The sequence below is a fragment of the Mesorhizobium ciceri biovar biserrulae genome (genome assembly GCF_001618845.1).
Taxonomy (GTDB): domain Bacteria; phylum Pseudomonadota; class Alphaproteobacteria; order Rhizobiales; family Rhizobiaceae; genus Mesorhizobium; species Mesorhizobium ciceri.
The window spans coordinates 3,733,686-3,758,488 of the sequence record NZ_CP015064.1; the positions used below are offsets into that span (position 1 = coordinate 3,733,686).

21 protein-coding genes are annotated in these 24,803 nt (G+C 64.4%); 10 read left to right on the forward strand and 11 right to left on the reverse strand.

The window, feature by feature from the left end:
* Window positions 1–77 precede the first annotated feature (77 nt).
* Window positions 78–557 (forward strand): thioesterase family protein, encoded by a 480-nt coding sequence (locus A4R29_RS17510; RefSeq protein WP_013531007.1) that lies wholly within the window; start codon window positions 78–80, stop codon window positions 555–557.
* A gap of 235 nt (window positions 558–792) precedes the next feature.
* Window positions 793–990: a hypothetical protein gene (locus A4R29_RS17515; protein WP_013531006.1), complete on the forward strand. Its 198-nt coding sequence runs from the start codon at window positions 793–795 to the stop codon at window positions 988–990.
* A 28-nt stretch (window positions 991–1,018) separates the two neighbouring features.
* Here A4R29_RS17515 and A4R29_RS17520 read toward each other — a convergent pair whose 3' ends face one another.
* Entirely contained in the window at window positions 1,019–1,498 is a 480-nt protein-coding gene (locus tag A4R29_RS17520; RefSeq protein WP_063172467.1) for an Lrp/AsnC family transcriptional regulator, read from the reverse strand.
* Between the two features lie 89 nt (window positions 1,499–1,587).
* Between A4R29_RS17520 and A4R29_RS17525 the strand changes: the two genes are divergently transcribed.
* From A4R29_RS17525 to A4R29_RS17535, 3 genes are all read left to right on the forward strand, one after another.
* Window positions 1,588–2,496: an EamA family transporter gene (locus A4R29_RS17525; protein ID WP_063172468.1), complete on the forward strand. Its 909-nt coding sequence runs from the start codon at window positions 1,588–1,590 to the stop codon at window positions 2,494–2,496.
* A 106-nt stretch (window positions 2,497–2,602) separates the two neighbouring features.
* On the forward strand, window positions 2,603–3,751 hold the full coding sequence (locus tag A4R29_RS17530; RefSeq protein ID WP_024501432.1) for a histidine kinase dimerization/phosphoacceptor domain -containing protein: 1,149 nt from the start codon (window positions 2,603–2,605) through the stop codon (window positions 3,749–3,751).
* On the forward strand, window positions 3,748–4,194 hold the full coding sequence (locus A4R29_RS17535; RefSeq protein WP_063172469.1) for a response regulator: 447 nt from the start codon (window positions 3,748–3,750) through the stop codon (window positions 4,192–4,194). Before A4R29_RS17530 ends, A4R29_RS17535 begins: the two co-directional genes overlap by 4 nt.
* Window positions 4,195–4,203: 9 nt before the next feature.
* Here the strand turns inward: A4R29_RS17535 and A4R29_RS17540 are convergent, their stop codons facing one another.
* A complete protein-coding gene (locus A4R29_RS17540; RefSeq protein WP_063172470.1) occupies window positions 4,204–5,091 on the reverse strand; it encodes a dienelactone hydrolase family protein in 888 nt (295 codons plus the stop codon).
* 427 nt (window positions 5,092–5,518) lie between these two features.
* On the opposite strand from A4R29_RS17540, the gene A4R29_RS17545 reads away from it, so the two are divergent.
* Entirely contained in the window at window positions 5,519–5,953 is a 435-nt protein-coding gene (locus tag A4R29_RS17545; RefSeq protein WP_013530999.1) for a hypothetical protein, read from the forward strand.
* A 138-nt stretch (window positions 5,954–6,091) separates the two neighbouring features.
* On the opposite strand, the gene A4R29_RS17550 is transcribed toward A4R29_RS17545, so the two are convergent.
* Window positions 6,092–8,407, reverse strand: coding sequence for a glucose/quinate/shikimate family membrane-bound PQQ-dependent dehydrogenase (locus A4R29_RS17550; protein WP_063172471.1), 2,316 nt, complete (start codon window positions 8,405–8,407; stop codon window positions 6,092–6,094).
* Window positions 8,408–8,601: 194 nt separating this feature from the next.
* Between A4R29_RS17550 and A4R29_RS17555 the strand changes: the two genes are divergently transcribed.
* Both A4R29_RS17555 and A4R29_RS17560 read left to right on the forward strand, forming a co-directional pair.
* On the forward strand, window positions 8,602–9,432 hold the full coding sequence (locus A4R29_RS17555) for a DUF2059 domain-containing protein (protein WP_063172472.1): 831 nt from the start codon (window positions 8,602–8,604) through the stop codon (window positions 9,430–9,432).
* Window positions 9,433–9,523: 91 nt separating this feature from the next.
* Window positions 9,524–12,124 (forward strand): ATP-dependent helicase, encoded by a 2,601-nt coding sequence (locus A4R29_RS17560; RefSeq protein ID WP_063172473.1) that lies wholly within the window; start codon window positions 9,524–9,526, stop codon window positions 12,122–12,124.
* Between the two features lie 138 nt (window positions 12,125–12,262).
* Here the strand turns inward: A4R29_RS17560 and A4R29_RS17565 are convergent, their stop codons facing one another.
* From A4R29_RS17565 to A4R29_RS17585, 5 genes are all read right to left on the reverse strand, one after another.
* Window positions 12,263–13,312, reverse strand: coding sequence for an ABC transporter permease (locus tag A4R29_RS17565; protein ID WP_024501438.1), 1,050 nt, complete (start codon window positions 13,310–13,312; stop codon window positions 12,263–12,265).
* Window positions 13,309–14,106, reverse strand: a complete 798-nt coding sequence (locus A4R29_RS17570; protein ID WP_023813110.1) for an ATP-binding cassette domain-containing protein — start codon at window positions 14,104–14,106, stop codon at window positions 13,309–13,311. The genes A4R29_RS17565 and A4R29_RS17570 overlap by 4 nt, the downstream gene beginning before the upstream one ends.
* A gap of 89 nt (window positions 14,107–14,195) precedes the next feature.
* On the reverse strand, window positions 14,196–15,209 hold the full coding sequence (locus tag A4R29_RS17575) for a substrate-binding domain-containing protein (protein ID WP_063172474.1): 1,014 nt from the start codon (window positions 15,207–15,209) through the stop codon (window positions 14,196–14,198).
* Between the two features lie 103 nt (window positions 15,210–15,312).
* The gene (locus A4R29_RS17580; protein ID WP_013530991.1) at window positions 15,313–16,221 is read right to left on the reverse strand and encodes a sugar phosphate isomerase/epimerase family protein; all 909 of its coding nucleotides are present in this window, start codon (window positions 16,219–16,221) and stop codon (window positions 15,313–15,315) included.
* A complete protein-coding gene (locus A4R29_RS17585) occupies window positions 16,218–17,249 on the reverse strand; it encodes a Gfo/Idh/MocA family protein (RefSeq protein ID WP_027160620.1) in 1,032 nt (343 codons plus the stop codon). The genes A4R29_RS17580 and A4R29_RS17585 overlap by 4 nt, the downstream gene beginning before the upstream one ends.
* Window positions 17,250–17,445: 196 nt before the next feature.
* On the opposite strand from A4R29_RS17585, the gene A4R29_RS17590 reads away from it, so the two are divergent.
* Window positions 17,446–18,471, forward strand: coding sequence for a LacI family DNA-binding transcriptional regulator (locus A4R29_RS17590; RefSeq protein ID WP_063172475.1), 1,026 nt, complete (start codon window positions 17,446–17,448; stop codon window positions 18,469–18,471).
* A 184-nt stretch (window positions 18,472–18,655) separates the two neighbouring features.
* Here the strand turns inward: A4R29_RS17590 and A4R29_RS17595 are convergent, their stop codons facing one another.
* From A4R29_RS17595 to A4R29_RS17605, 3 genes are all read right to left on the reverse strand, one after another.
* Window positions 18,656–18,970, reverse strand: a complete 315-nt coding sequence (locus tag A4R29_RS17595) for a ferritin family protein (RefSeq protein WP_013530988.1) — start codon at window positions 18,968–18,970, stop codon at window positions 18,656–18,658.
* Window positions 18,971–19,089: 119 nt separating this feature from the next.
* Window positions 19,090–20,643, reverse strand: a complete 1,554-nt coding sequence (locus tag A4R29_RS17600) for a trimethylamine methyltransferase family protein (RefSeq protein ID WP_063172476.1) — start codon at window positions 20,641–20,643, stop codon at window positions 19,090–19,092.
* 12 nt (window positions 20,644–20,655) lie between these two features.
* Window positions 20,656–23,067: a GcvT family protein gene (locus A4R29_RS17605; RefSeq protein WP_063172477.1), complete on the reverse strand. Its 2,412-nt coding sequence runs from the start codon at window positions 23,065–23,067 to the stop codon at window positions 20,656–20,658.
* Between the two features lie 243 nt (window positions 23,068–23,310).
* Here A4R29_RS17605 and A4R29_RS17610 point away from each other — a divergent pair, with 243 nt between their 5' ends.
* Window positions 23,311–24,789, forward strand: coding sequence for an esterase-like activity of phytase family protein (locus A4R29_RS17610; protein ID WP_013530985.1), 1,479 nt, complete (start codon window positions 23,311–23,313; stop codon window positions 24,787–24,789).
* The last annotated feature ends 14 nt before the right edge of the window (window positions 24,790–24,803 follow it).

The window sequence follows — 24,803 nt, forward strand, 5'->3', positions numbered from 1 at the left end:
GTTTTCCGTCCGAAATTGCGTCAGAACAAATAGAGTCTCCGGAGCCACGCTCTGTCCAGCACCAGAAGGAAGTTTCGATGCCCATACCCACTCCCTTCGTCTCGAAACCCATGGACATCGAGAAGGACTGGATCGACTACAACGGCCATCTCAACATGGCCTATTACAACGTGCTGTTCGACCGCTGCTCGGACGACGCCTTCGAGGCAATGGGCATGGGACCGAACTATGCCAGGGATCGCCGCCTCACCATCTACACCGCCGAAGTCCATGTCTGCTACGTGCAGGAGCTGCATCTCGAGCACAAGGTCACGGTCTCTTTCCAGCTCATCGACCATGACGATAAGCGGCTGCGGGCCTATCAGGAAATCCGCCATGTCGACGGCTGGCTGGCCGCGACTTCCGAATCGCTGTCGCTGCATGTCGACATGTCCGGGCCGAAGGTGGCGCCCTTCCCCGCCGATGTGCTGGCCAGGGTCGAAGACATGCGCGCCGCCCATTCGGCCCTGCCGATGCCGGAACGGGCCGGCCGCTCGATCGGCATCAAACGCAAATAGGGCGATGCCGACACGTCTCGTTTCCGGCTTCAAAGCCACACCGGCGATCTAAAATCGCAGAACCTTGCCATCGACCGGCGGCGGCGCTTGAAGCGGCGCGGCGCCCTCGTTAACCTTACCAAGGTTTTAACGGGAACAAGCCATTTGAGCCGTTGCGCGACTCAGCGGGCCGGTCGAAAACGATCTGCATCGAGGTAGCGACACGGGCGGCGCGGCGCCGGTTCGAGGAAAGTGCATGAAAACCGACATCAAGGTCGAGGTGGACAGGTTGGCTGCCGATCCGCGCATCACCGACTACGATTTCTGGCGCTCGCTCAAGAACGTCAACAATGAGATCTTCCACATCGCCAACAACAACGAGCCGATCCCGTTCGACATGATCCGCTGGCGCGCCATCCTGAAACAGGCGCGCATGAAGCGCGGCCACGCATAAGGTCCTCGAACGGAACAATCCCCGCAGGTCAAGCCTGGCGCCTCAACGCCGCCAGGGCCGAACGCGCCACCACCGGCGAGGACTGGATGATCGCCGTGTTGGTCATCGCGTAGGGAATGATGCGGTCGATCACCCGCTCGAGGTCGACCACCGACCCGACATGCGCCAGCGCGATGAAACAATCCTCTCCGGTTACGCGGTCGCATTGCACGATCTCCGGCAGTTCGCGGATGATCTCGGCCACGACGGCCAACTGCCCCGGCACTGGCCGGATGCGCAGCCATGCCGACAGCGGCAGGCCGAGTGCCGTCGGGTTGATCCTGACCGAATAGGCCTCGATGACGCCGCTTTCCTGCAGCCGCTTGATGCGCTCAGTCACACTCGGTGCCGACAGGCCCACCGAGCGTGCCAGCTCCGCCGTGCTGGTGCGCGCGTCCTTTTCCAGCAGGCGCAGGATCTTCATGTCGGCGGCATCGAGATCGGCGCTTTCAGTTCGAAGGCGCTTCATGGAAAACTCCTTTATTCCGGGAGAAAGATAGCCGAAAGAGCTAATCATCATCTATATAAATAGGCAAATCTGCCTGCGATACTGATCCGATGGATGATCAAACGCAAGCTCTCGCGGCGACCCCTGCCCCGGGCAACTTCACCCTGGGCAAGCTGACGGAAAAACTGCCGCCGCATGTCTGGTTCGGCGTCAGCGCCGTCTTCCACTATCTCGGGCCGGCCTTCGCCGTGCTGCTTTTCCCGCATGTCGGCGTGCTCGGCATGGCGTGGCTGCGCATCGCCACGGCAGCACTCATCTTCGCACCCCTGACCCGTCCATGGCGAAGCTTCGCACGCGCCGATCGCACGACGCGGCTGCTGTTGCTGGCCTTCGGCGCCTGTCTGGCGGTGATGAACTGTTCGTTCTACCTGGCGCTCGACCGACTGCCGATCTCGCTGGTGGCGGCGATCGAATTCGTCGGCATCATCGGCGTCGCGGCGATCGGCCTCAGGAGCACGCGTAATCTCGCCGCCCTTGCCATCGCCGTCGCCGGCACCTTGCTGCTCATCGATGTCAGATGGTCCGACGATCCCATCGGGCTGTTCTGGGCCATCCTCAACGGGGCGCTGTTTGTCGGTTACATCGTACTCGGCCATCGCGTCGCCGCTTCAGGCGCCGGCAGCGGCATCGCCGGCCTGGGTGCTGCCATGGCGATCGCCTTCATCGTCGTGCTGCCGATCGGCTTCACCGATGCGCTGCCGGCCTTTTTCTCACTGCCGCTGCTGCTCGCCGCCATCGGCGTCGGCATCTGCTCGTCGGTCATTCCTTACATCTGCGACCAGCTCGCCATGTCGCGGCTGCCACGCGCGAGCTTCGCGCTGATGCTGTCGCTGCTGCCGGTCACCGCGACGCTGATCGGCGTCGTCGTGCTGCGCCAGATTCCGGGTTTTATCGATTGCCTCGGCATTGCGCTGGTGGTCGCCGGCGTCGCCTTCCACAAGCCGGCATCGGCCGGCTAACTCCGGAGGCCTGATTCTCGGTACGAACTGCGACAGGAAGGCTCAAGATTGAACCAAATCGGCGTCTGATCCGTTGTCACCCGCGAAAATGGCTTGGAGTGACAGAATGGAATGGAAACGGACCAGGGAGCCTGCCGACGCATGGCACATGACGGACGATCTGCATGTCGAGCACGGCAAGGGCGATCCGTTCGCGGCGGCTATCCGCGCCACCCGCATGTCGATGATCATTACCGATCCCCGACAGCAGGACAATCCTATCGTGTTCGCCAATGACGCTTTCCTGCGACTGACCGGATATGAGCGTCATGAGGTTCTGGGCAGGAACTGCCGCTTCCTGCAGGGACCGAAGACCGACAAGGCCGCTGTCGAACAGATACGCGCGGCGATCGAGGATGAAACCGATGTCAGCGTCGATATCCTGAACTACCGCAAGGACGGCTCGACCTTCTGGAACGCGCTCTACATCAGCCCGGTTTCGAACGACAAAGGCGATTTGCAGTTCTTTTTCGCATCGCAGCTCGACGTCTCGGATCGCAAACAATCGGAGAGTCGCATCAACGCGGACAAGGACCGCTTCGAAAAGGCGGTGAAGGAGCGCACCGCGGAACTGGAAGCCGCCCTCGAGGCGCAGACCACCTTGCTGCATGAGGTGGATCACCGGGTGAAAAACAACCTGCAGATGATCTCTTCCCTCATCATTATGCAGCGGCGGACCATACGGGACGAAGCGATCAGGCGTTCGTTGACCACCATGCTGGAGCGCATCGAAGCCCTGAGCACGGTGCATCGGCGGCTTTATCAGTCGAAGGACGTCAGCAAGTTCGATGTGGCGGATTTCGCCAAGGATCTGGTGACAGACCTGCTGACGGCGTCGGGGCGCTCTGAGATCAGTCCGGCTCTCGACCTGGAACCGATCGTCATTTCCGCGGAAAAGGCAACGCCCGTCGCTCTGATGGTCAACGAACTCGTCACCAATGCTCTCAAGCATGCCTTCAAGTCCAAGCCCGACGGAATGTCGGCCGGCCGCCTGGGCATCAAAATGAGCCAGCCCGACGGCCATTTGAATATCGAGGTGTCGGACGACGGCGTCGGCATGGCCGACGCCAACGGCGATGCCTCGTTCGGCATGCGGCTGATCAAATCGCTCGCCCGCCAGTTGCATGCCGAGATCGAATGGCGCGACACCGGCCCCGGCACGAAGGTCGTTATCTCGATCCCGAACGAACCTCAGGAAAAAGGGAATGTGTCATGATTGAGCCGCTCAAGGTCCTGATCATCGAGGACGAAGCGCTGCTGGCAATGGAGCTGGAGAGCCTTGTCGAGGACGCCGGCCACAGCGTCGTCGGCTGGGCGACCTCTTCGGCGGAAGCCATGGCCATGGCGGATGCGACCGAAGCCGATATCGCCTTCGTCGACATCCATCTGAGTGACGGGCCGTCCGGCATCGACGTGGCCAAGTACATAGGCGAAAGGAAGAGTTCGACGGTGGTGTTCATGACCGCCAATCCGAAGCGCATCCCCGATCATTTCGCCGGCGCGATCGGCTTCATAGCCAAGCCTTACACGATGAACGGGCTGACGTCGGCGTTGCGGTACCTGCAGGAAGGCGTGCGCCGCCCGCCCCCCGTTTCGGCGCGGCCGGCCGGCTTCACCCTGTCGCCGGCCTTCGAAACCGCCTGGGCGCCGGCGGCATGACAGCTGAAGTCATTTCAGTTTTTCCCGAAGGAAGGCGATCGTTCTGCCCCAGGCGAGGTCAGCCGCCTTCTTGTCGTAGCGCGCCGCCGACGTGTCGTTGTTGAAGGCGTGGTTGGCGCCTTCATAAACATAGACCGTGTAGTCGACATGCGCCGCGTCGAGTTCCTTCTTGAAGGCGTCGATGCCGGCATTGATGCGCTCGTCGAGTCCGCCATAGTGCAGCAGCAAGGCCGCCTTGATCTTGGATACATCGGCGGCCTTCGGCTGCATGCCGTAATAGGCAACGCCGGCACTGAGATCGGGCGCGTTGACGGCCAGCATGTTGACCGTGCCACCGCCCCAGCAGAAGCCGATAGCGCCGACCTTGCCGTTGCCGTCCTTGTCGCTCTTGAGGAAAGCGACGGTCGCAACACCGTCAGCGATGGTCTGCGCCGGATCGAGCTTGCCGAACATGTCGCGCGCCTTGTCTTCGTCGGTCGGCGTGCCGCCGAGCGGCGACAGAAAATCCGGCGCCAGCGCCACGAAGCCTTCCAGCGCCACGCGCCGCGCCACATCGCGGATATGCGGGTTGAGCCCCCTGTTCTCATGCACGACGATGACGGTACCGAGCTTGCCCGCCTGGTTCGCCGGCTTGACCAGATAGCCCTTCATCTCGCCGCTGCCGCCGGGGTAGCTGATGTCCTCGCCCTTCACGCGCGGATCGTTGTCGGCGACGATTGCTGCTTGCGCCGAATTGGCCGCCAGAAGCGGCGCGATCGCTGCCGCCGCCGCACCTGATCCGGCAAGCCGGGTCAACCGCTCCATGAACCGGCGGCGATCGAGCGTCAGATGCGTGTACTCGTCATAGGCGTCGATCATCGCCTGGGTGATGGTGGGCTTGGCGTCGGGTCTCGTCATGGATGGGCTCCTCTGCTTCGGGCTTCAATTCCCAGCTACATAGGGACCAAGCCGGCATGATCCAGTCGAGCACTCATCGCTGCCGTCGATCGCCTCAGGCGTATGCCGCCGGCCACGTCCGGGCAGCAAAGCCGGTGCCCATGCGCGGCCGTGTCATCACTTTTTAGTCATTGGCGATAAATCCTGCTGGCGCTGCCACAATCGTGAAGGAAGGTGGCTATCGACGGTATCTTGACCGCGTGCCTCAGACCCAGAAGGAAGCGAGACCATGACCATGCCTTCCCCGATCCTCGCCAGCGCGGTCGTCCTTGCGGGGGCCGCCGCTTTGGCCCTACGCTCGATAGTTGTGAATGCAGGCAGACTATCGTTGATCAGGGTCCGCACTGAGCGGAACCGCAACACGAAAACCCAGGGTTGAGGTGACGCCATGAACGTCCAGGACATCGTCAACACCGTTTCGCAGAAGGCGGGCCTCGACCAGGCGACGACGGAGAAAGTCGTCGGCACCATTTTCTCGGTGCTCGAACACGAGGCGGAAGGCACCAGCGCCTCGGCGTTCTTCGCCAAAATCCCCGGCGCCGACGACCTCGCCCATCAATATGACGTCATGGCCGCCGCTCCGGCCGGCGGTGGCGGTTTTCTGTCGTCGTTGCAGGGCGCGCTTGGCGGCGTTCTCGGCGAGAAGGCCGGCGCGCTGATCAACGGCATCGCCGCGCTCAAGGCATCCGGGCTCGACATGGCGCAGATCCAGAAGGCCGGCGCGACGCTGATCCAGCAGGCCGAAGCCGCCGCCGGCCCCGACCTGACCAACAAGGTGCTCGGCTCGGTGCCCAGCCTGAAGGGTCATTTGGGGATTGGCTGATCGACAACGGGCCGATCGGAAGATTTCCCGCCCCTCATCGCCCAGTCGGGCACTTTTCCCCGTCACTATGTGGGGAAAAGATACCGGCACAGATGAGGGGCGGCGCGACCTCTGAAAGATCGCGTTACCCTGTCGCCCCTACTTCGGCAGCGCGTAGGCCATCACATAGTCACCAGGCTTGGTGCCGACCGAACCGTGGCCGCCGGCGACGATGACCACGAACTGGCGGCCGTCGGCGACCGTATAGGTCATCGGCGTCGATTGCCCGCCGGCCGGCAGCCGCGCCTGCCACAGCTGCTTGCCCGATGTCAGGTCGTAGGCGCGCAGGTAGTCGTCGACTGCGGCCCCCAGGAAGGCGACGCCGCCGGCGGTGATCATCGGCCCGCCGATGCCGGGCACGCCGACCTTCAGCGGCAGCGGCAGCGGCGTCATGTCGTAGACGGTGCCGTTGCGGTGCTTGTAGGCGATCTTGCCGGTCCTGAGATCGGCACCGGCGACATAGCCCCAGGGCGGCGCCTGGCAAGGAATGCCGAGCGGCGACAGGAACGGTCCCATCACCACCGCATAGGGCGCGCCCTCGTTGCGGTTCAGCCCCTGTTCGCTGCCCCGCCCTTCGTCCGGCGGCGGCACCTGATCGCGCGGGATCAACTGCGACTTGAACGCCAGATAGGTCGGCATGCCGAACAGCACCTGCCGGACCGGGTCGACGGCGACGCCACCCCAGTTGAAGGTGCCGAAATTGCCGGGGTAGATCAGCGAGCCCTGGACGGAAGGCGGCGTATAGCGACCCTCATAGCGCAGGCCCTGGAATTCGATCCGGCAGGCCAACTGGTCGAACATGGTGAGGCCCCACATGTCGGCGCCGGTCAGCGGCTTCGGCATGAAGGTGAGGTCGGAGACCGGCTGCGTCGGCGATGTGTGGTCGCCTTCGATCGCGCCGCCGGGCGCCGGCACTTCGTTGACCGCGATGACCGGCTCACCGGTGCGGCGGTCGAGCACATACAGATCGCCCTGCTTGGTCGGTCCGACCAGCGCCGGCACCACCGTGCCGTCGGGTTTGGTGATGTCGATCAGGCTCGGCTGCGCCGGTACGTCCATGTCCCAGAGATCGTGGTGCACGGTCTGCCGCACCCATCGCACCTGTCCGGTGTTGAGGTCGAGCGCGGTGATCGACGACGAGAACTTCTCGACATTGGCACTGCGCCCGGCGCCGAGCTGATCCGGCGTCTGGTTGCCGAGCGGCACGTAGAGCAGGCCGAGCTTCTCGTCGGCGCTCGGCGTCGACCACATGTTGGGCGAGTTGGCGGTATATGTCTGGCCGGCCGGCAGCGGCGTCGTCTGGTCCGGATTGCCGGAATCCCAGTTCCACACCAGCGCGCCGGTGGCAGCGTCGTAGGCGCGGATGACGCCGGACGGCTCCTGCGTCGAATAATTGTCGTTGACCGCGCCGCCGACAATGATCTTGCCGCCTGAGATCAGCGGTGCCGAGGTCGAGTAATAATAGCCCGACTTCGGATAGGGCATGTTGGTCAGAAGGTTCAGCGTGCCGCCCTCGGCGAAAGCCGGGCAGATCTGCCCGTTGGCGGCGTCGAGCGCGATCAGCCGCGCATCCGAGGTCGGCAGGTAGACGCGGGTCGCACAGGGCTGGCCGGCGGCGCCGGCGGCATCGGCGTAATAGGCCACGCCGCGGCAGGTCTGGTGCTGGCGGTCCTTGTCAAGCTTGACCTTGGGATCGAAGCGCCATTTCTCCTTGCCGCTCGCGGCATCGATGGCGATGGCGAAATTATGCGGCGTGCAGATGTAGAGCGTGTCGCCGATCTTCAGCGGCGTCACCTGATAGGTGGTCTCGCCGACATCGTCCGGTCCCTTCACGTCGCCGGTCTGGTAGGTCCAGGCAGGCTGCAGCTTGGCGACATTGTCCGGTGTGATCTGGTCGAGCGGCGAATAGCGCTGGCCGAACTGCGTGCGGCCGTAATAGTGCCACTCGCCGGCCGGCACGTCATTGCCGAGATTGGCGTTGGCGACCACCTTGTCGGTGCCGAGTTCGCCGGCAATGTCCTTCGGATCTGTAGTCATCGAATAACCGGCGACGGCCAGTGATGCCAGCACGGCAAGGATCAGCGGCGCGCGTGCGTCAGGGCCGACAAGACCCCGCCTCGCCCACGGCGTCAGCAGCCACAAAGCGAGAAGCACGATGACGCCGCCGCGAGGCCCGAGTTCCCACCAGTCGAAGCCGGTTTCCCAGACCGCCCAGGCCAGTGTGCCGAGCACGATCGCCGCGTAGAGCCACAGCGCGGTGGACCGGCGCCGGTAGAGCAGCCAGGCGGCGATCAGGAAGGCAAGGCCAGCAACGACATAGTACCAGCTGCCGCCCAGCATCGCCAGGCGGATGCCGCCGCCGCCGAGTGCCAGGCCGATGAGGAAAAGAATGAGGGAGGTGATGGTGACAGCCAAGATGATACTCCTTCGACTGTTGCGCTTTGCCACGCCAAGGACAGCCCGATGTCCCGTTCCTGCCCTGCGCACAGCTTTCTCCTGCCCGCCCCGCCTGTCAAGCTGGCCCACACGCCAAGGTGGCAATTCATCTTGCCTGCGGTCGGGTTATCGAGCAGTCTCCGTCGCAGCATCACCGTGGAGTAGACCGAGTCATGCCCTTCGTCTTTCCGCCATGGATGCGCATTGCCGGCGCGCTGTTCGGCTTCGTCGTGCTTATGGCTGGCAGTCAACCGGCGTCGGCACAAACGCTCGAGGAGATCAACAAGGCAAGCGGCTTCCACGAGATGCTGGCCGGCCTCGGCCCAAGCATAGTCGCCGGCATCAAATCCGTGCCGGGGCCGGAAAAAGTCAAGGAAGCCTTGTCCGCCGCCGCTGAAGGCGCTTTTGACGCTGACAGGATGGAGAAAGCCGTAGAGGCGCGGATGACGGGCCGGTTGCAGCCCGTCGATCTCACCGATCTGGCTGCTTTCTTCGATTCACCATTGGGCAGGCGGGTCACAGCCCTGGAGATCCAAGCGTCCGATCCGCAAGCCGTGGGGCGCAAGAAGATCGAAGGTCCGAAAATCCTTGGAGGACTTCAGGCGGGAGATCCGGCACGGCTCGCGCTGTACCGGAAAATCGTCGACGATACCAGCGCCGTGGACATGGCTGAAGCGATCGCATTGAACATGGGCTATGCGATGGTTTCGGGAATGCTCGCGGCAGCCGGGCAGCCTTTATCGGATCAGCAGATAATGGTGCTGGTGCACAAGCAGGCCGGCAACCTTCGTGAAAAAGCCGAAAAGGGGATCATGGAAGGAAATGCTTTCGCCTATCGTGACTTGTCGCTCGACGATCTCAGGCTTTACGCGGCATTTCTCGCGTCCCCTGCGGGCAGCCATTACTACGACCGGATGCAGACGGCACTCGGCGCCGTGATGACCGATGAGGCGCGTTCGTTAGGGCAGCGATTTTTCGTCGCTCTCGGCTACCGCAAGGCCTGAACAGCCCATACATCCTTGCCGCCAGCACTTTAGCGGAACAAAAGGTAGACAGTTCTGGTCTTTCCCCACCGAATCACTACATTCGGGGGCGATGTCCGGCTTTTCCGAAGACATGCCCTTTTTCGACGAACCCAATGCGCGGCCCTCGGCCCCGTCGGGTATCGCCGCGCGCGCCATGGCTGCCCGCAGCGGACACAACAACGCACCCGACTATCTGAAGGGCCTCAACCCGGAGCAGCGGCTAGCTGTTGAAACAACGGAGGGCCCGGTTCTGGTGTTGGCCGGCGCCGGCACCGGCAAGACCCGCGTGCTCACCACCCGCATCGCCCACATCCTCGCCACCGGCAAGGCGTTTCCGTCGCAGATCCTCGCGGTGACCTTCACCAACAAGGCCGCGCGCGAGATGAAGATCCGCATCGGCGTGCTGATCGGCGAAGGCAATGTAGAGGGCATGCCGTGGCTCGGCACCTTCCACTCGATTGGAGTGAAGCTGCTTCGCAGACATGCCGAACTCGCCGGTTTGCGCTCCGACTTCACCATCCTCGACACCGACGACGTCGTGCGGCTGATCAAGCAGTTGATCCAGGCCGAGGGGCTGGACGACAAGCGCTGGCCGGCCAAGCAGTTCGCCCAGATGATCGACGGCTGGAAGAACAAGGGGCAAGGCCCCGCCGACATTGCCGAGGGCGACGCGCGCGCCTTCGCCAACGGCAAGGGCCGCGAACTCTACAAGGCCTATCAGGAGCGGCTGAAGACGCTGAACGCCTGCGATTTCGGCGACCTGCTCTGCCACCCGATCCGCATCTTGCGCGCCAATCCGGACGTGCTGAAGGAATACCATAAGCGCTTCAAGTACATCCTCGTCGACGAGTACCAGGACACCAACACCGCCCAGTACATGTGGCTGCGGCTGTTGGCGCAAAGGCCTCAAGGCAAGCCGATCTCCCCCCTTGAGGGGGAGATTGGGCGCTCTTCGGCCGAAACCCGCGCCACCGTAAACATCTGCTGCGTCGGCGATGACGACCAATCCATCTATGGCTGGCGCGGCGCCGAGGTCGACAACATCCTGCGTTTCGACAAGGATTTCCCCGGCGCCACCATCATCCGGCTGGAGCGCAACTACCGCTCGACTGCGCACATCCTTGGTGCCGCCTCCCACCTCATCGCTCACAATGAGGGCCGCTTCGGCAAGACGCTGTTCACGGATCGCAACGATCCCGAGGATGGCAAGGTCAATGTCCACGCCGCCTGGGATTCCGAAGAAGAAGCCCGCGCCATCGGTGAGACCATCGAGGCCTATCAGCGCCAGAAGCACAATCTCAACGACATGGCTATTCTTGTCCGTGCATCCTTCCAGATGCGGGCCTTCGAGGATCGCTTCATCACACTCGGCCTCAACTACCGCGTCATCGGTGGCCCGCGCTTCTACGAGCGCCTGGAAATCCGCGACGCCATGGCTTTCTTCCGTGTCGTCGCGCAGGGCGCCGACGACCTCGCTTTCGAACGTATCGTCAATGTGCCCAAGCGCGGCTTGGGCGAAGCCACCATCCGCCAGATCCACGACACCGCCCGTGCGCTGCGCATCCCTATGCTCGAGGCCGCCGCCAAGCTCGCCGAAAGCGACGAGTTGAAGCCGAAGCCGCGCGCCGCCTTGCGCGAAGTGGCGGCCAATTTCGAGCGCTGGCAGAAGGCGCTGGAAACCACGCCGCACACCGAACTCGCCGAGACCATTCTCGAAGAGAGCGGCTACACGGACATGTGGAAGAACGACCGCTCGGTCGAAGCCCCCGGCCGGCTGGAGAACCTGAAAGAGCTGATCCGCTCGATGGAGGAGTACGAATCGCTGCGCTCCTTCCTCGAGCACGTCGCGCTGGTCATGGACGCCGAACAGAATGCCGGGCTCGACGCCGTCTCGATCATGACGCTGCATTCGGCCAAGGGCCTCGAATTCGAGACCGTCTTCCTGCCCGGCTGGGAGGAAGGCCTGTTCCCGCATCAGCGCGCGCTCGACGAAGGCGGCCGCTCCGGGCTGGAGGAAGAGCGCCGCCTCGCCTATGTCGGCCTGACGCGGGCCAAGAAGAACCTGCATATCTGGTTTGTCTCCAACCGCCAGATCCATGGCCTATGGCAGTCGACGATCCCGTCGCGTTTCCTCGAGGAATTGCCGAACGCCCATGTCGAGGTCGCTGAAAGCGGCAACTCCTACGGCGGCTACGGCAATTCCTATGGCGGCGGTTCCTTTGCCTCCGGCCGCGGCGGCCAGGGCGCAGGACGGCAGAACCCCTATGGCGCCTCGCGCTTCGACAATGTCGGCGCCGACAGCGAAAAATCCGGCGCCTTCTCCAACACCTATGCGACGCCGGGCTGGCAGCGCGCGCAGGCCAACCGCACCGAGGCGACCGACCGCAACTGGGGCTCGCGCTCCGGCCACCAGGTCGAGCGCATCGGCTACGGCGAGACGGACAGCGGCTACGGCGCCGGCCGCACCTCGGTCAAGGGCCGCACCATCGACGGCGAACTGGTCGCCAAATCCGTCTCCGACAAGCCGTCCGCCTTCAACGTCGGCGACCGTGTCTTCCACCAGAAATTCGGCAACGGCAACATCTCGGCCATCGAAGGCAACAAGCTGACCATCGACTTCGACAAAGCCGGCCAGAAACGCGTGCTGGACGGGTTTGTCGCCGCGGTGTGAAGATGGCGTTTTCCCCGCGGAAGCCTCACCTTCGTCATCCGCAAGGAGCGTAGCGACGCGGCGCAGACCCGTGGATGACGAAGTGATTGATGTCTACGCCAATCGTCAAGGCATGCGGTCCGCCAACGAAACAGCCCCTCACCGATACCGCGCCTGATTCCATTTGTGCCCCAGCAGCGACAGGATGATGATCAGCCCGTTGAAGAACTGCACATAGAAACCGCTTAATCCCGCCGCCACGACGCCGGTCTGGATGAAGGACACGGTAACCGCGCCGATGGCGCCGCCGACGACGGTGCCGATGCCGCCCCAGGTCGGCGTGCCGCCGACGAACACCGAGGCCAGCACCGGCAGGAGATAGCCGTCGCCGGCGGTCGGCCACCAGGTGAAGTTGATCATCACCGAGAAGGTGCCGGCGATGGCCGCGCCGATGCCGACGAAGACGAAGACTTTCACCCGCACACGCTTGACGTCGATGCCCATCTGCTGGGCGCTGTCTGGATTGTCGCCGACCACCCTCACCTGGGCGCCGAAGCGGTGCCGGTTGTAGAGCATCGCCGACAGCACGACGAAGCCGATGGCCCAGAAGATCTGCACCGGAATGCCCAGGAGCTGGCTGGAGAAGATCGTGTAAGCCCAGCTGTCGCTGAGGCTGGTCAGCGCCATCGACTTGCCCTCGTTGATGATCTGGATCAGGCCGCGCAGCAGGAAATTCATGCCCAGCGTGGCGATCAACGACGACAGCCCGCCATAGACGACCAGCGAGCCTACGAGGAAGCCGAGCAGCATGCCGGTGACGAGTGCCGCGGCGATGCCGAGAAACGGATCGTAACCGGCCTGCACGACCAGCGCGAAGACCCATGAGGCGAAGCCCATCGTTGCCGGAAACGACAGGTCGATCTCGCCGCAGGTGACGACGAAGACCAGCGGCACCACCACGAACAGCGCAACGGGGAGCGTCGTCAGCACCGAACGGTAGAGATACCAGGTGGTGAAAACGGTCGGGTTGGCGATCAGGAACACCGTCATCATGACGATGAACACGGCGAGCGTGCCGAGCGCGGCACGGTTGTCGAGGATGAAGCCGCGCATCCAGTGATCGGATGGGTGTTTCCACTCTTTCTGGGCACTGGGGCGTGGAATGCCGGCGGACGGCTCGTGCAGGTCGGGCTCCATGGTCTTGCTCATCGTGCTCTCTGCTCCGCGTCGCCGGCATCGTGCAGCCCGGCCAATCCGCCGGGATGCGCGACCTCTTCCATGAAGTTGATGAGGTCTTCGGCCGACTTGACCTCGCTGCGGTCGGTCGTCAGCGCGACCTTGCCGCGATCCAGCACGACGAAGCGATCGGCGATGTCGAAGACATGATGGATGTTGTGGCCGATGAACAGAATCGAGCGGCCGCTCGCCCGCACCTGGCGCACGAAATGGAACACCTTGGCGGTTTCGGTCAGCGACAGCGCCGTCGTCGGCTCGTCGAGGACGATCAGCTCGGCCTGCTTGTAGATGGCGCGGGCGATCGCCACGCCCTGGCGTTCGCCGCCCGAAAGCTGGCCGACGATCGACTGCGGCGTGAACACTTTCGAGGTGAAGCCGATCTCGCGCATCAGCCGGCTTGCCTCCTCGATCTCCTTGTTGACCCTGAGAAAGCCCAAGAAGCCGGTCAGCTCGCGGCCCATGAAGATGTTGCGAACGATGGTCTGCTGCACGGCCAGCGCCCGGTCCTGGAACACCGTCTCGATGCCGGCTTCGCGGGAACGCGCCGCGCTCCACCCGGTCACCGGCTTACCACGCACGAGGATTTCGCCGCTGGTCGGCTTGACCACGCCCGAGAGAATCTTGATCAGCGTCGACTTGCCGGCGCCATTGTCACCGAGCAGGCCGACCACCTCGCCGCGGTCGACGCTGAGATTGACCCCGCCCAGCGCATAGACCTGGCCATAGGACTTGCTGATGTCGCGCAGTTCGATGAGGCGTTCGGCCATCGGATGCTCGCTTTCATTGTCTCGTGCCGGCGTCGTCGCCAGCGGTCCCGCCGGCCGGGGCCTGAGATCCCGGCCGGCGGCTTGGGAGGTCAGCGCAGCGCCTGCTTGGCGAGCTCGGCGACGATCTCGTAATTTTCGGGCGTGACGAAGCCGGCGCCGGTGTCGACATTCATCGGCGCCAGCCCCAGCACAACCTGCTGGCAGAGGCTGAGGATCGGCAGATAGCCCTGCAGGAACGGCTGCTGGTCGGCGGTCAATTGCACCCAGCCACCCTTGAAACCCTCGACGATCTGCGGGCTGGTGTCGAAGCCGAAATTGAAGATCTCGCCCGCCTTGCGTCCGGCCGCCTGCATATAGGTCGAGACATTGCCGAGCATCTGCCCGCCGGGATAGCCGACCGCCTTGACGTCGGGATTGTTGAGCAGCGCCGCGGTGATCACCGGAATGGCCAGATTGGGATCGGACGCCCATTCGCCGCTCGGCGGTGAGGACAACTGGATGACCTCGACGCCGGCGTCCTTGAGCGCTGCCACCGTGCCGCGTTCGCGCGCGCCGCGACTTTCGTTTTCGAACGGACCGATCATGATCGCCTTGTCGCCGGCCTTCAGCTTGCCCAGCTTGAACGCCTCTGCGCCGAGCGCACGGCCCTGCTGTTCCTGCTGGGCGCCGACATAGCCGCCGCCGAACGCTTCCACCACCTTCGGCACAGGCACGTTCTGGTACATCATCTTGATGCCGTCCTTGTGCGCCTGTTCGGCGAGCGGCATGATCGATGCGTCGCCCGGATGGCCCATCATGGCGATGCCGTTGGGCTTGACCGCGACGGCCTCGCGCAGTTGCTGCACCATCTTTTCGATGTCCCACTGGGAGAAGATGTAGTCGACCTTCGGCCCCAGATCGGCCTCTGCCTGCTTGGCGCCATTGTAGACGATGGTGCCGAAAGCGTCGCCCTCGGCGCCGCCGACGAAGAAGCGGATGTGGACGTCCTTGCACCATTTGGCGTCGAGCGCCTGCGCGGGCAAGGTGGAGATCGCAGCGGCAAGCACCGTGGCGGCGGCCACGACGGTCGAGCGCAGAACTGTCCTTCTCATCGTCATGCTCATGCACTTATCCTCCCTTTTTGTCCTCGCAAGCGAGGGGTTTCGACATTCGCTTCGGCAATGTGCGTTGCAGACATCCCGGCCGGCTCCTCCCGCCGACCGATCCTCACATCGGGTTCGGCAGGTAGCTGGCCCCTCCCCGGCATTGTTTGAGATATTCCAGCGCCCGCACCTGCCCGGTGATCTCGAGATCGCCGCGATAGACCGGGTCGTGCCAACCTTCGATATCGATGGCCCCCTTGTAGCCGGCCAGCCGCAATTCGCTGATGACCCGCGTCCAGTCGCTGTCGCCGAAGCCCGGCGTTCGCATCTGCACGAAGGGCAGCCGGCCGAACACGCCATGCTCGCGGATGACATCCCAGCGCACCGTCGCGTCCTTGCCGTGGACGTGGAAGATGCGCGGCGCCCATTTGCGGATCTGCGGCATCGGATCGATCAGATAGACGAGCTGGTGGCAGGGCTCCCATTCCAGCCCGAGATTGTCGTCGGGCACTTCGTTGAACATCAACTCCCAGGCGTCCGGATTGTGGGCGATGTTCCAGTCGCCGGCGGCCCAGTTGCCGTCCATCGCGCAGTTCTCGAAGGCGATGCGCACACCCTTGTCGGCGGCGCGTCTGGCCAGCGGTCCCCAGACCTCCTTGAAGCGCGGCAGGCTGTCGGTCAGCTTCTTGCCGCGCAGGCGGCCGGTGAAGCCGCTGACCATCGAGGTTCCGAACAGATGCGCATTGTCGATGACCGTCTCCCAGGCCTTGAGCACGCCGCGATCGACCTCGCCGTCTTCCAGCGGATTGCCGAACACGCCGAGCGAGGACACGGTGACGTCGGCATCGCCGATCGCCTCGCGGATCTGGCCGGCCAGCCGCGGCAAATCCTTGCCGCCCAGCGTCTGCCAGAAGAAGGGCTGGATGCTCTCGAAGCCGAGCGGCAGGATCTGCTTGATGTAAGCCGCCGGGTCGTCGAGATTGGCCCGCACCATGGTGCCGATCCGGATGTCGAGAAGCGGGTTCGGCGTCATTGTGCTTCCTCTGCGATTGTCACGCGGCGGCCGGTCTCGGCGCTTTCGATGGCGCCAAAAACCATGGCCAGGCTCTTGATGTTGTCGCCGCCGCGCGTTTCCGGCTCGGTGCCGGTCTCGATGGCGTGCATGAAATCCTGGAGAATGCCGAGATGGCCGCCGACGCGATCGGACGCATCGAGCGGCGGCACCTCGATCGGCTGGGTTTTGTCGAACATTCCCTCGCGGCCCGGCATCACTGCTTCTGCCCTCAAATCGTCATGACCGTCCCAGATGAGGCTGCCGCGCTCGGCAACGATGCGCCATGCACTTTCCCAACTGGTGCGGAAGCCGGCCGCGCACCAGCTGCCGGCGTAGGTGAAGACCTTGCCGTCGCCGAGATCGAAGACGGCGCTGGCCGAAGATCCCTGCCTGTACCAGGAACTGGCCGGCTCCCATTCCTGGCAATAGACGCCGGCCGGCTCGCCATTCACCATGTAGCGGGCGGCGTCGAAGGTGTGGATCGCCATGTCGAGCAGCAGCACATGGGCCATCTCCTCGCGAAAACCGCCGAAATGCGGCGCGACGAAGAAGTCGGCGTGGATGCTGGTCGGCGCACCGATGGCGCCGGAGTCCAGGAACCTCCGGATGCGCCTGACATTGGCGACATAGCGGCGGTTCTGCACGACCGCATGGATGCGCCCGGCGCGGCGCGCGGCCTCGACGATGGCGCGCGCATTTTCCGGACTGTCGGCGAGCGGCTTTTCCGTCAGCAGATGGCAATTGTGCGCAAAGGCGGACAGCGCGACCGCGCGCCGGGCGGCGGGAACCACGACATCGAACACCGCTTGCGGTTTGATCTGATCGAGGACGGTATCGAGGCTGCTGCCGATGACGGCATTGGTGAGGCCGTATTCGTGCGCCCGCGCCCGTGCCCTGTCGGCATCGAGATCCACAAGGCCGACAATGGCGAGCCCGTCGACTTGCTGCGCGGCATCGAGCCAGGCCTTGCTCATCGCTCCGCAGCCGACCAGGACGGCATTGATCATCCGGTGCTCCTCCTCCGCTCGGTCCCTCCAGACCGATCGTCACGGCATCCACGGCATGACCGTAAACGTTTTTCCGTAAACGTTTACGAGAACACACCCGAAGGCGTAGAATGTCAATTGGCCGCTCGTGAAAATCGTCCTGTCGCCTTGGCCTGAGCGGCTACCGGTGCTAGCCAAGCAAGGGGAGTACAGTCACTTGGCATCCAGCATTCATGACCTTGCCCGTCACCTGAACATTTCGATCGGCACGGTGTCGCGGGCGCTGAACGGCCGCGCCGACGTCAATGCCGACACGCGCCAGCGCGTGCTCGAGGCGGCCAGGACGCTCAACTATTCGCCGAACCAGTCCGGCCGCAGTCTGCGGCAAGGCGCCACCCATTCGATCGCCTTCATGCTGCAGCCGCATCCGGGCGACCAGCAATATGGCGAGCCGTTCTTCATTCCGTTCCTGATCGGGCTGCAGGCCAGGCTTGCGGAAAGCGGGCTCGACCTGACCGTGGTCATGGGCGCGCCGGGCGATTACCAGCAGGAGCGCCTGCGCCGCGTCGTCGAGACGCGCCGCGCCGATGCGGTGCTGCTGGCCTGGACGCGGCGCGAGGATGAACGCATCGACTATCTCACCCAGGCCGGCTTTCCCTTCGCCACGCTCGGCCGCAGCCGCTCCGGAACCAAGCCCTACCCTTCCCTCGACCTCGATTTCGAGAAGGCCGGCGCCGACGCGGTCGACCGCCTCGTGGCGCGCGGCCACCGCCGCATCGCCGCCGTCCGCCCGTCGCTCGACCTCAATTTCGGCTATCTGTTTTTGGCCGGCTATCGCAAGGCCTTGCGGCGGCACGGCATCGAGGTCGACCCCGAGCTGATCGCGTCCGGCTTCATCAACGAGGCCGGCGGCTACGAGGTGACGCCGCAGGTGATGCGCTCCAAGGCTCCGCCGACCGCCATCATCTTCAACAATGACGCGATGGCGCTGGGCGGCTGCAAGGCGCTGGCAGAGATGGGCATCAGGCCGGGCCACGACATGGCGGTGACCGTCATCGTCGACACGCCGCTCTGCCGCTATTTCTCGCCAGCCCTGACCGCCTTCCGCCCGGCGCTCGAGCCGATGGGACAACGGCTCGCGGAAATGCTGCTGGCGTCGCTTCCCGCCTTCGCCGGCCCGGAGGGTCCTCGGATCATCCGCGAGGTCTGGCCGCTGGAACTGGTCGCGCGCGACAGCGATTAATCGCAGCAGCAGGACCTGGCGAATTTGTCAAACGCTGAGCCAGGGTGTGTTGAGATTCAGGTCAGGCCGAGCCGAAAATGATGGCTTTTGAGAACCGGAGCGGAGCGGACATTCGGGTCCGTGAGCACCGGAAGCGCAGAAAGCCGTCGTTTGCAGGCCGGCCTCACCTGAATATCGACATACCCTAGTCCACCTTCTTCTCGCCTCGCTCCCCGGCCTTGACGATGTCGCCCGTGGTGAACAGGATTTCCTTCAGTTCCGCGCGCCAGTCCTTCTTCTGGCGCAGCAGGAATTCGAGATCCATGCCGAAATGCTTGAACTCCTCGCCCTGCGCGTTCTTCATGATGGCGCGCGCCTGCGGGTCCTTCTCCACCGACATGCGCTGTTCGTACCAGCTGATCGCTTCCGCCTCCTCGATCAGCGAGGTGATCATGCGGGCAAAGGTCCGCACCTCCTGCGACAGTTCTTCAGGCGGTTCGTGATACTGGTCGAAACCCATGTCGTCCTCCCCTCAAACAGCACACCGGTGCGCAGTGCACCGGCCGCAGCCTTGAATGCGCGGGAGGCGCTATAGGTTCCGGATCACGCCACAACCAGGGCGATCAGCGGGAGCCAGCCTCAAGACACCGGCGCCGCTCCGCCCTCTGCCGTGCGCCGCGCGATGAACTCGTCCAGCACGCCTGATGTGGCGACGGCCGAGGTCGGCGGCGCGAAATCGGCAAGCACCCGCCTCCAGACACCGGTGGCGCGCTCGCTCGCCGTCTTCGAGCCGCTTTGCGTCCAGTTGCCGAAATTCGACCAGTCCGCCACCAGCGGCTCGTAGAAAGCGGTGCGGTAGCGGGCCATGGTGTGGCTGGCCGAGAAGAAATGCCCGCCCGGCTGCACCTCGGCGATAGCTTCGAAACCAATCGTGTCGGTGTCGCCGGGCGTCGCAGCACAAAGTTCAGCCACCGTCTGCAGCGCCTCGATGTCGGTGATCAGTTTCTCGAAGGAGACACTGAGGCCGCCCTCCAGCCAGCCGGCAGCATGGATGCACATCGTCGCCCCGGCCAGCACCGAGCCCCACAGCGCGAACTGCGTCTCGTGCGCGGCCTGCGCGTCGGAGATGTTGGCCGCACTGCCGCCGCCGGACCGCCAAGGCAGCCCGGTGAAGCGCGCCAGTTGGCCGGCGCCCAGCGTCGCCTTGACGTGCTCGGGCGTGCCGAAGGCGGGCGCGCCGGATTTCATGTCGACATTGGAGGAGAACGAGCCGTAGACGACCGGCGCACCCGGCCTCACGATCTGCGCCAGCGTCAGCCCGGCCAGCGCTTCGGCATGCTGCAGCGTCAGCGCGCCGGCGACCGTTATCGGCGCCATGGCGCCCGCCAGGCAGAACGGCGTGATGACGGAGACCTGCCCCGCGCGAGCGAAATCGATGATGCCTTGCGCCATCGGAATGTCGAGCTGACGCGGCGAGTTGGTGTTGATGACGGTGTAGCAATGCGCGCTTGCCAGAAACTCCTCTTCCGACAAGCCGCGCGCCAGCCGCAGCATCTCGAACCCGTCCTCGACTTGCGGCGTTCCGCGCGCGAAGACGAACGGGAGCTTGTCCGACAGCCTCAACTGCGCGCGGTTGACGGCATAGTGCCGAAAGCGGTTGTCGACATCCTGCGGTTCGATGCAGGGCCCCAGCATATGCAGCACATCGAAATGCTGCACCAGCCGCATCAGATCCTCGAAATCCGCCAGTGTTCCCGGCCGCCGGCCGCGCTCGAGATCGGTGACGTTCGGCGCCCCGCACCCGGCCAGGAAGGTCATCGAGCCGAGCTCCAGCGTCAGATCGCGGGCGCGCGAACCGGCGTAAGCGTGGATCGACTTCGGCGCCGAGGCGAGTGCCGCCGTCACCATGTCACGGCCGATGCGCACCATGTCGGTGTCTGGATCGACCAGGGCGCCGGCATTGGCAAAATGCTCACGCGCTTGCGGCAGCAGCACCTTGATGCCGAGCTCTTCCAGCACCCGCAGCGCCGTGTCGTGGATCGAAGCCACCTGGTCGTCCGAAAAGATCGGCTGCGGCAGGAACGGGTTCTTCAGCGAATGGTAATTGGGACGGCGGCTGCTTTCGCTGCCGGCCTCGCCCGTGCGTCCACGCCGGCGCTCGCGCCTGCCGTCCCGTGCCGCGTCATCGACCATCGGAAATCCTCCTCATTGCCGCATTGCCTTGCCCAGGGGATCGTAGGGCGAGGCCGCGACGACACGCGCCGGCCGTTCCTCACCCACGACATGCACGGAGAGCGCGGTGCCCTCGCCCGCGAAATCGCGGTCGACCAGAGCCAGCGCCAGGCTCTTGCCGACCGTATAGCCATAGCCGCCCGAGGTGACGAAGCCGACGCGTCGGCCCTGATGCCAGACAGGCTCAAAACCGCTGGCATCGGCGTCGAGCGCATCGATTTCCAGCGTCACCAGGCATTGGCCGCTGCCGGCCTCCCGCTGTTTCAACGCTGCTTCGCGGCCGATGAAGTCGCTCTTGCCGAAAGCGATGAAGCGGTCGAGACCGGTCTGGCCCGGCGTATAGCCTTGCGTGAATTCACGCGACCAGATGCCAAAGCTCTTCTCCAGCCGCAGCGCATTGAGCGCATAGTAGCCGATTTCAGCAAGGCCCAGATCCTCGCCCGCAGCCAGCAGCGTGTCGCGCAGAGTGGCGTGCATGGTCACGGGGCAACTGATTTCGAAGCCGAGTTCGCCCGCGATCGACAGCCGCGCCACACGTGCCTGCACCATACCGATGTCGAATGCGCCACAGGCCATGAACGGCAATGCTGCGCTGGAAACATCCTGATGCGTCGTGCGCTCCAGAATCTCCCGCGCATTCGGCCCCGTGAGCAGGAAGCCGCTCATCGTGTCGGAGAGGTCGGCGATGGTGACGCCCTCCGCCGCATGGCTCTCGAACCAGCGCATGTGGAATTCCCGGAGATAGTAGGAGCCCATCAGCCAATAAGAGCCGCCGCCCCAGTTGAAGACGGTGAGGTCGCCCTTCAGCCGTCCGTCATGGCCGAGCATCGGCGCCAGGCCGGCCCGCCCCGGCTTCGGCAATCGGCAGGCGAGCAGCCGGTCGAGCCACGCCTCCGCACCCAGCCCCGACACCGCATAGCGCGCATAGGCCGAGATATCGACGAGGCCGGCGGCGCGCCGCACCTGCAGCGCCTCCTCGCCGACGATGTCGAAGGCGTTGGAGCGCCGCAGCGTCGTGCTCTCGGCAAATCCCATCGGCGCGAAATAGGCCGGGATTTCCAGCCCCCAGGAAGCCGTCCATTCGCATCCCGCCGCGCTCATGCCGTCATAGGCGCCGGGGCGTTTCAGCGGCCGGCCGGCGGGCAGCCGTTCATTGGGAAAGGTCATGACGAACCGGCGCGAATAGAACTGGCGCGTCGTCTGCCTGAGATATTCGCGGTTGGCGGCGAAGGCACCGTAGCGAGCGATATCCATGCCGAAGATGTCGGCCTGCGGTTCGCCGAAAATCATCCATTCGGCCAGCGACTTGCCGACGCCGCCGCCCTGGCTGAAACCGGCCATGACGCCGCAGGCAACCCAGTAGTTCTTCAGACCACGCACCGGCCCGACAATCGGATTGCCGTCCGGCGTGAAGGTGAAGGCGCCGTTGACCCATTTGCGGATACCGGCCGTCGCCAGGCAAGGGAAGCGCTCATGCGCCTTGGCGAGTTCCGGGCTGATGCGGTCGATGTCTTCCGGGATCAGCTCTATGCCGTAGTCCCACGGCGCTCCGTCCATGTTCCAGTGCTTTGGGTTCTGCTCATAGACGCCAAGCAGCACACCCTTGCGCTCCTGCCGCAGGTATGAAAAGCCGTCGAGATCGACGGCGATGCCGATTTCCCTGTCAAGTGCTGCGATCTCCGGAATGTCATCGGTGATGAAATAGTGGTGCTCCATCGGCGTCACCGGCAGGTCGACGCCGGCCATGCGGCCGAGCTGCTTCGCCCACAGCCCGCCGGCATTGACGACATGCTCGGCGATGATGGTGCCCTGCTCGGTGATGACGTCCCAGCGCCCGTCGGCACGTGCTTTCAGCTCGACGACCCGGTTGCGCAAGATGATGTCGGCGCCGCGCTTCTTCGCAGCACCCGCATAGGCATGCGTGGTACCGTACGGGTCGAGATGGCCTTCGTTGGAATCATGCAGGCCGCCAAGAACACCGTTGACGTCAACGATCGGGCAGATCGCCTTGATCTCGTTGGGCGTGACCAGGCGCGCGGTCTCGATGCCGACCGACTGGAACACGGCCCAGGCTGATTTCAACCACTCCCAGCGCGCGGGATCGCTGGCGATGTTGACGCCGCCCGTCATGTGCAGGCCGATATCCCAGCCGGATTCGGCCTCGATCTCCCGGTAGAGATTGATGGTGTAGTCCTGCAGCGCCGCCACGTTGGGATCGGCGTTGAGCGCATGGAAGCCTGCCGCCGCGTGCCAGGTCGAACCGGCCGTCAGTTCTGCGCGCTCGATCAGCGCCACATCGCTCCAGCCGAACCGCGTCAGGTGATAGAGCACCGAGGCTCCGACCACGCCACCTCCGATGACGACTGCGCGGTAGTGCGACTTCAAGGCTTCCCCTCCACGGTTGGTCCGAAGACTGGAGCATATATCTACTAGACATAAGTGTCCAGTGCCGGCGCGCGCATCGTTTTTCGTCGACCGCCGGCATGCACTGCGCGCTGTCACGCAAGCATCATGTTCGCGCCGTAGACCGCATTTCGGGGAGGCTTGCGCAGCATCATCGATGTCGCACCTCTTTCAGTTTTTCGTCCCGCGGCCGCTCCGGCACATCCGTCACAAAGAGGATTATCCATGAAGCACCTGTATCGACCCGCGTCGCTTGGCGTCGCGCTGGCCTTGTTCACCGCCTTGGCGCCGGCGCTCGCCGACAGCACCGCGACCGTCGGCGGCCTCGTCAACAAGGGGCTGGTCGGCGTCGGCCGCATCCCGGCCGCTCAGCGCGACAAGTTCGGCGAGACCTTCGGCTCGGGTTCCGGCATGGCGATCGACGCATCAGGCTGGACGCATGACACCGCCGGCTACAGAGGTTCGCTCTGGCTGTTGCCGGACCGTGGCTACAATGTCGTCGGCACCACCGACTACCGGCCGCGCCTCAACACGATCGCCATCGAATTTGCTCCGGTCGCACCGGGCGCGGCACCTGCTGCCGGCCAGGAGCAGACGGGCGTCAAGGCAACGCTCGCCGACACCATGCTTCTCACCGACGACAAGGGGGCTGATGCCACAGGCCTCGACCCACTCAACGGCGTGCGCGCGGCAAGCGGCGACATGCCGATCCTGCCGCAAGCCGACAATGGCAAGCTGGCGCTCGACAACGAGGCGATCGTGCGGCTGCCCGATGGTTCGATGTTCATCTCCGACGAATACGGCCCGAACATCTATCGGTTTTCCGCCGACGGGCATCTGCTGTCGGCAACCCAGCCGCCGGCCGCCTTCGTGCCGATGCGCCACGGCACGCCGAACTTCGCCTCGGACAATCCGGGACCCGGTGCCGCCGAGCCCGATCCGAAGGACCCCGAGACCGGCCGCCAGAACAACCAGGGCCTGGAGGGAATGGCGATGACGCCGGACGGCAAGTTCCTGATCGCGGTGCTGCAATCGGCGCCCCGGCAGGATGGCGGCGATTCGCCCGCGACGCGCCAGAACACGCGTGCGCTGGTCTATGACGCGTCCGACCTCGCCCACCTCAAACTGGCGCATGAGTATGTCGTGCCGTTGCCGGTGTTCAAGGATGCCAAGGGCAAGACCAAGATCGCCGCGCAGAGCGAGATCGTGGCGCTCTCCGACAAGACCTTCCTGATGCTGGCGCGCGACAGCGGCAACGGCCAGGGGCTGAAGGGCGACACCTCGCTGGTGCGCCAGATCTTCGTCGTCGACGTCTCGGCCGCGACCGACATCGCCGGCGGCGCCTTCGATGCCGCCGACAAGCCGCTGGCGCCCAAGGGCGTGCTCGACCCGTCGGTGATGCCGGCCAAGCTGACGCCGTTCATCGACATCAACGACAAGGGCGAACTCGGCCGCTTCGGCCTGCACAATGGCGCGCCGAACGACAAGAACAACCTGTCGGAGAAGTGGGAGGCGATGTCGGTGGTCAGCGTTCTCGATCCGAAGCTGCCCGACGACTACTTCCTGTTCGTCGCCAACGACAACGACTTCCTCGCCCAGGACGGTTTTCAGGTCGGCGCACCCTACAAGGCGGAAGACGGCGCCGATGTCGACACCATGTTCCTGGTCTATCAGGTCACGCTGCCGGGTCTCGCCGGGAAGTAACGGCCACTGCACGG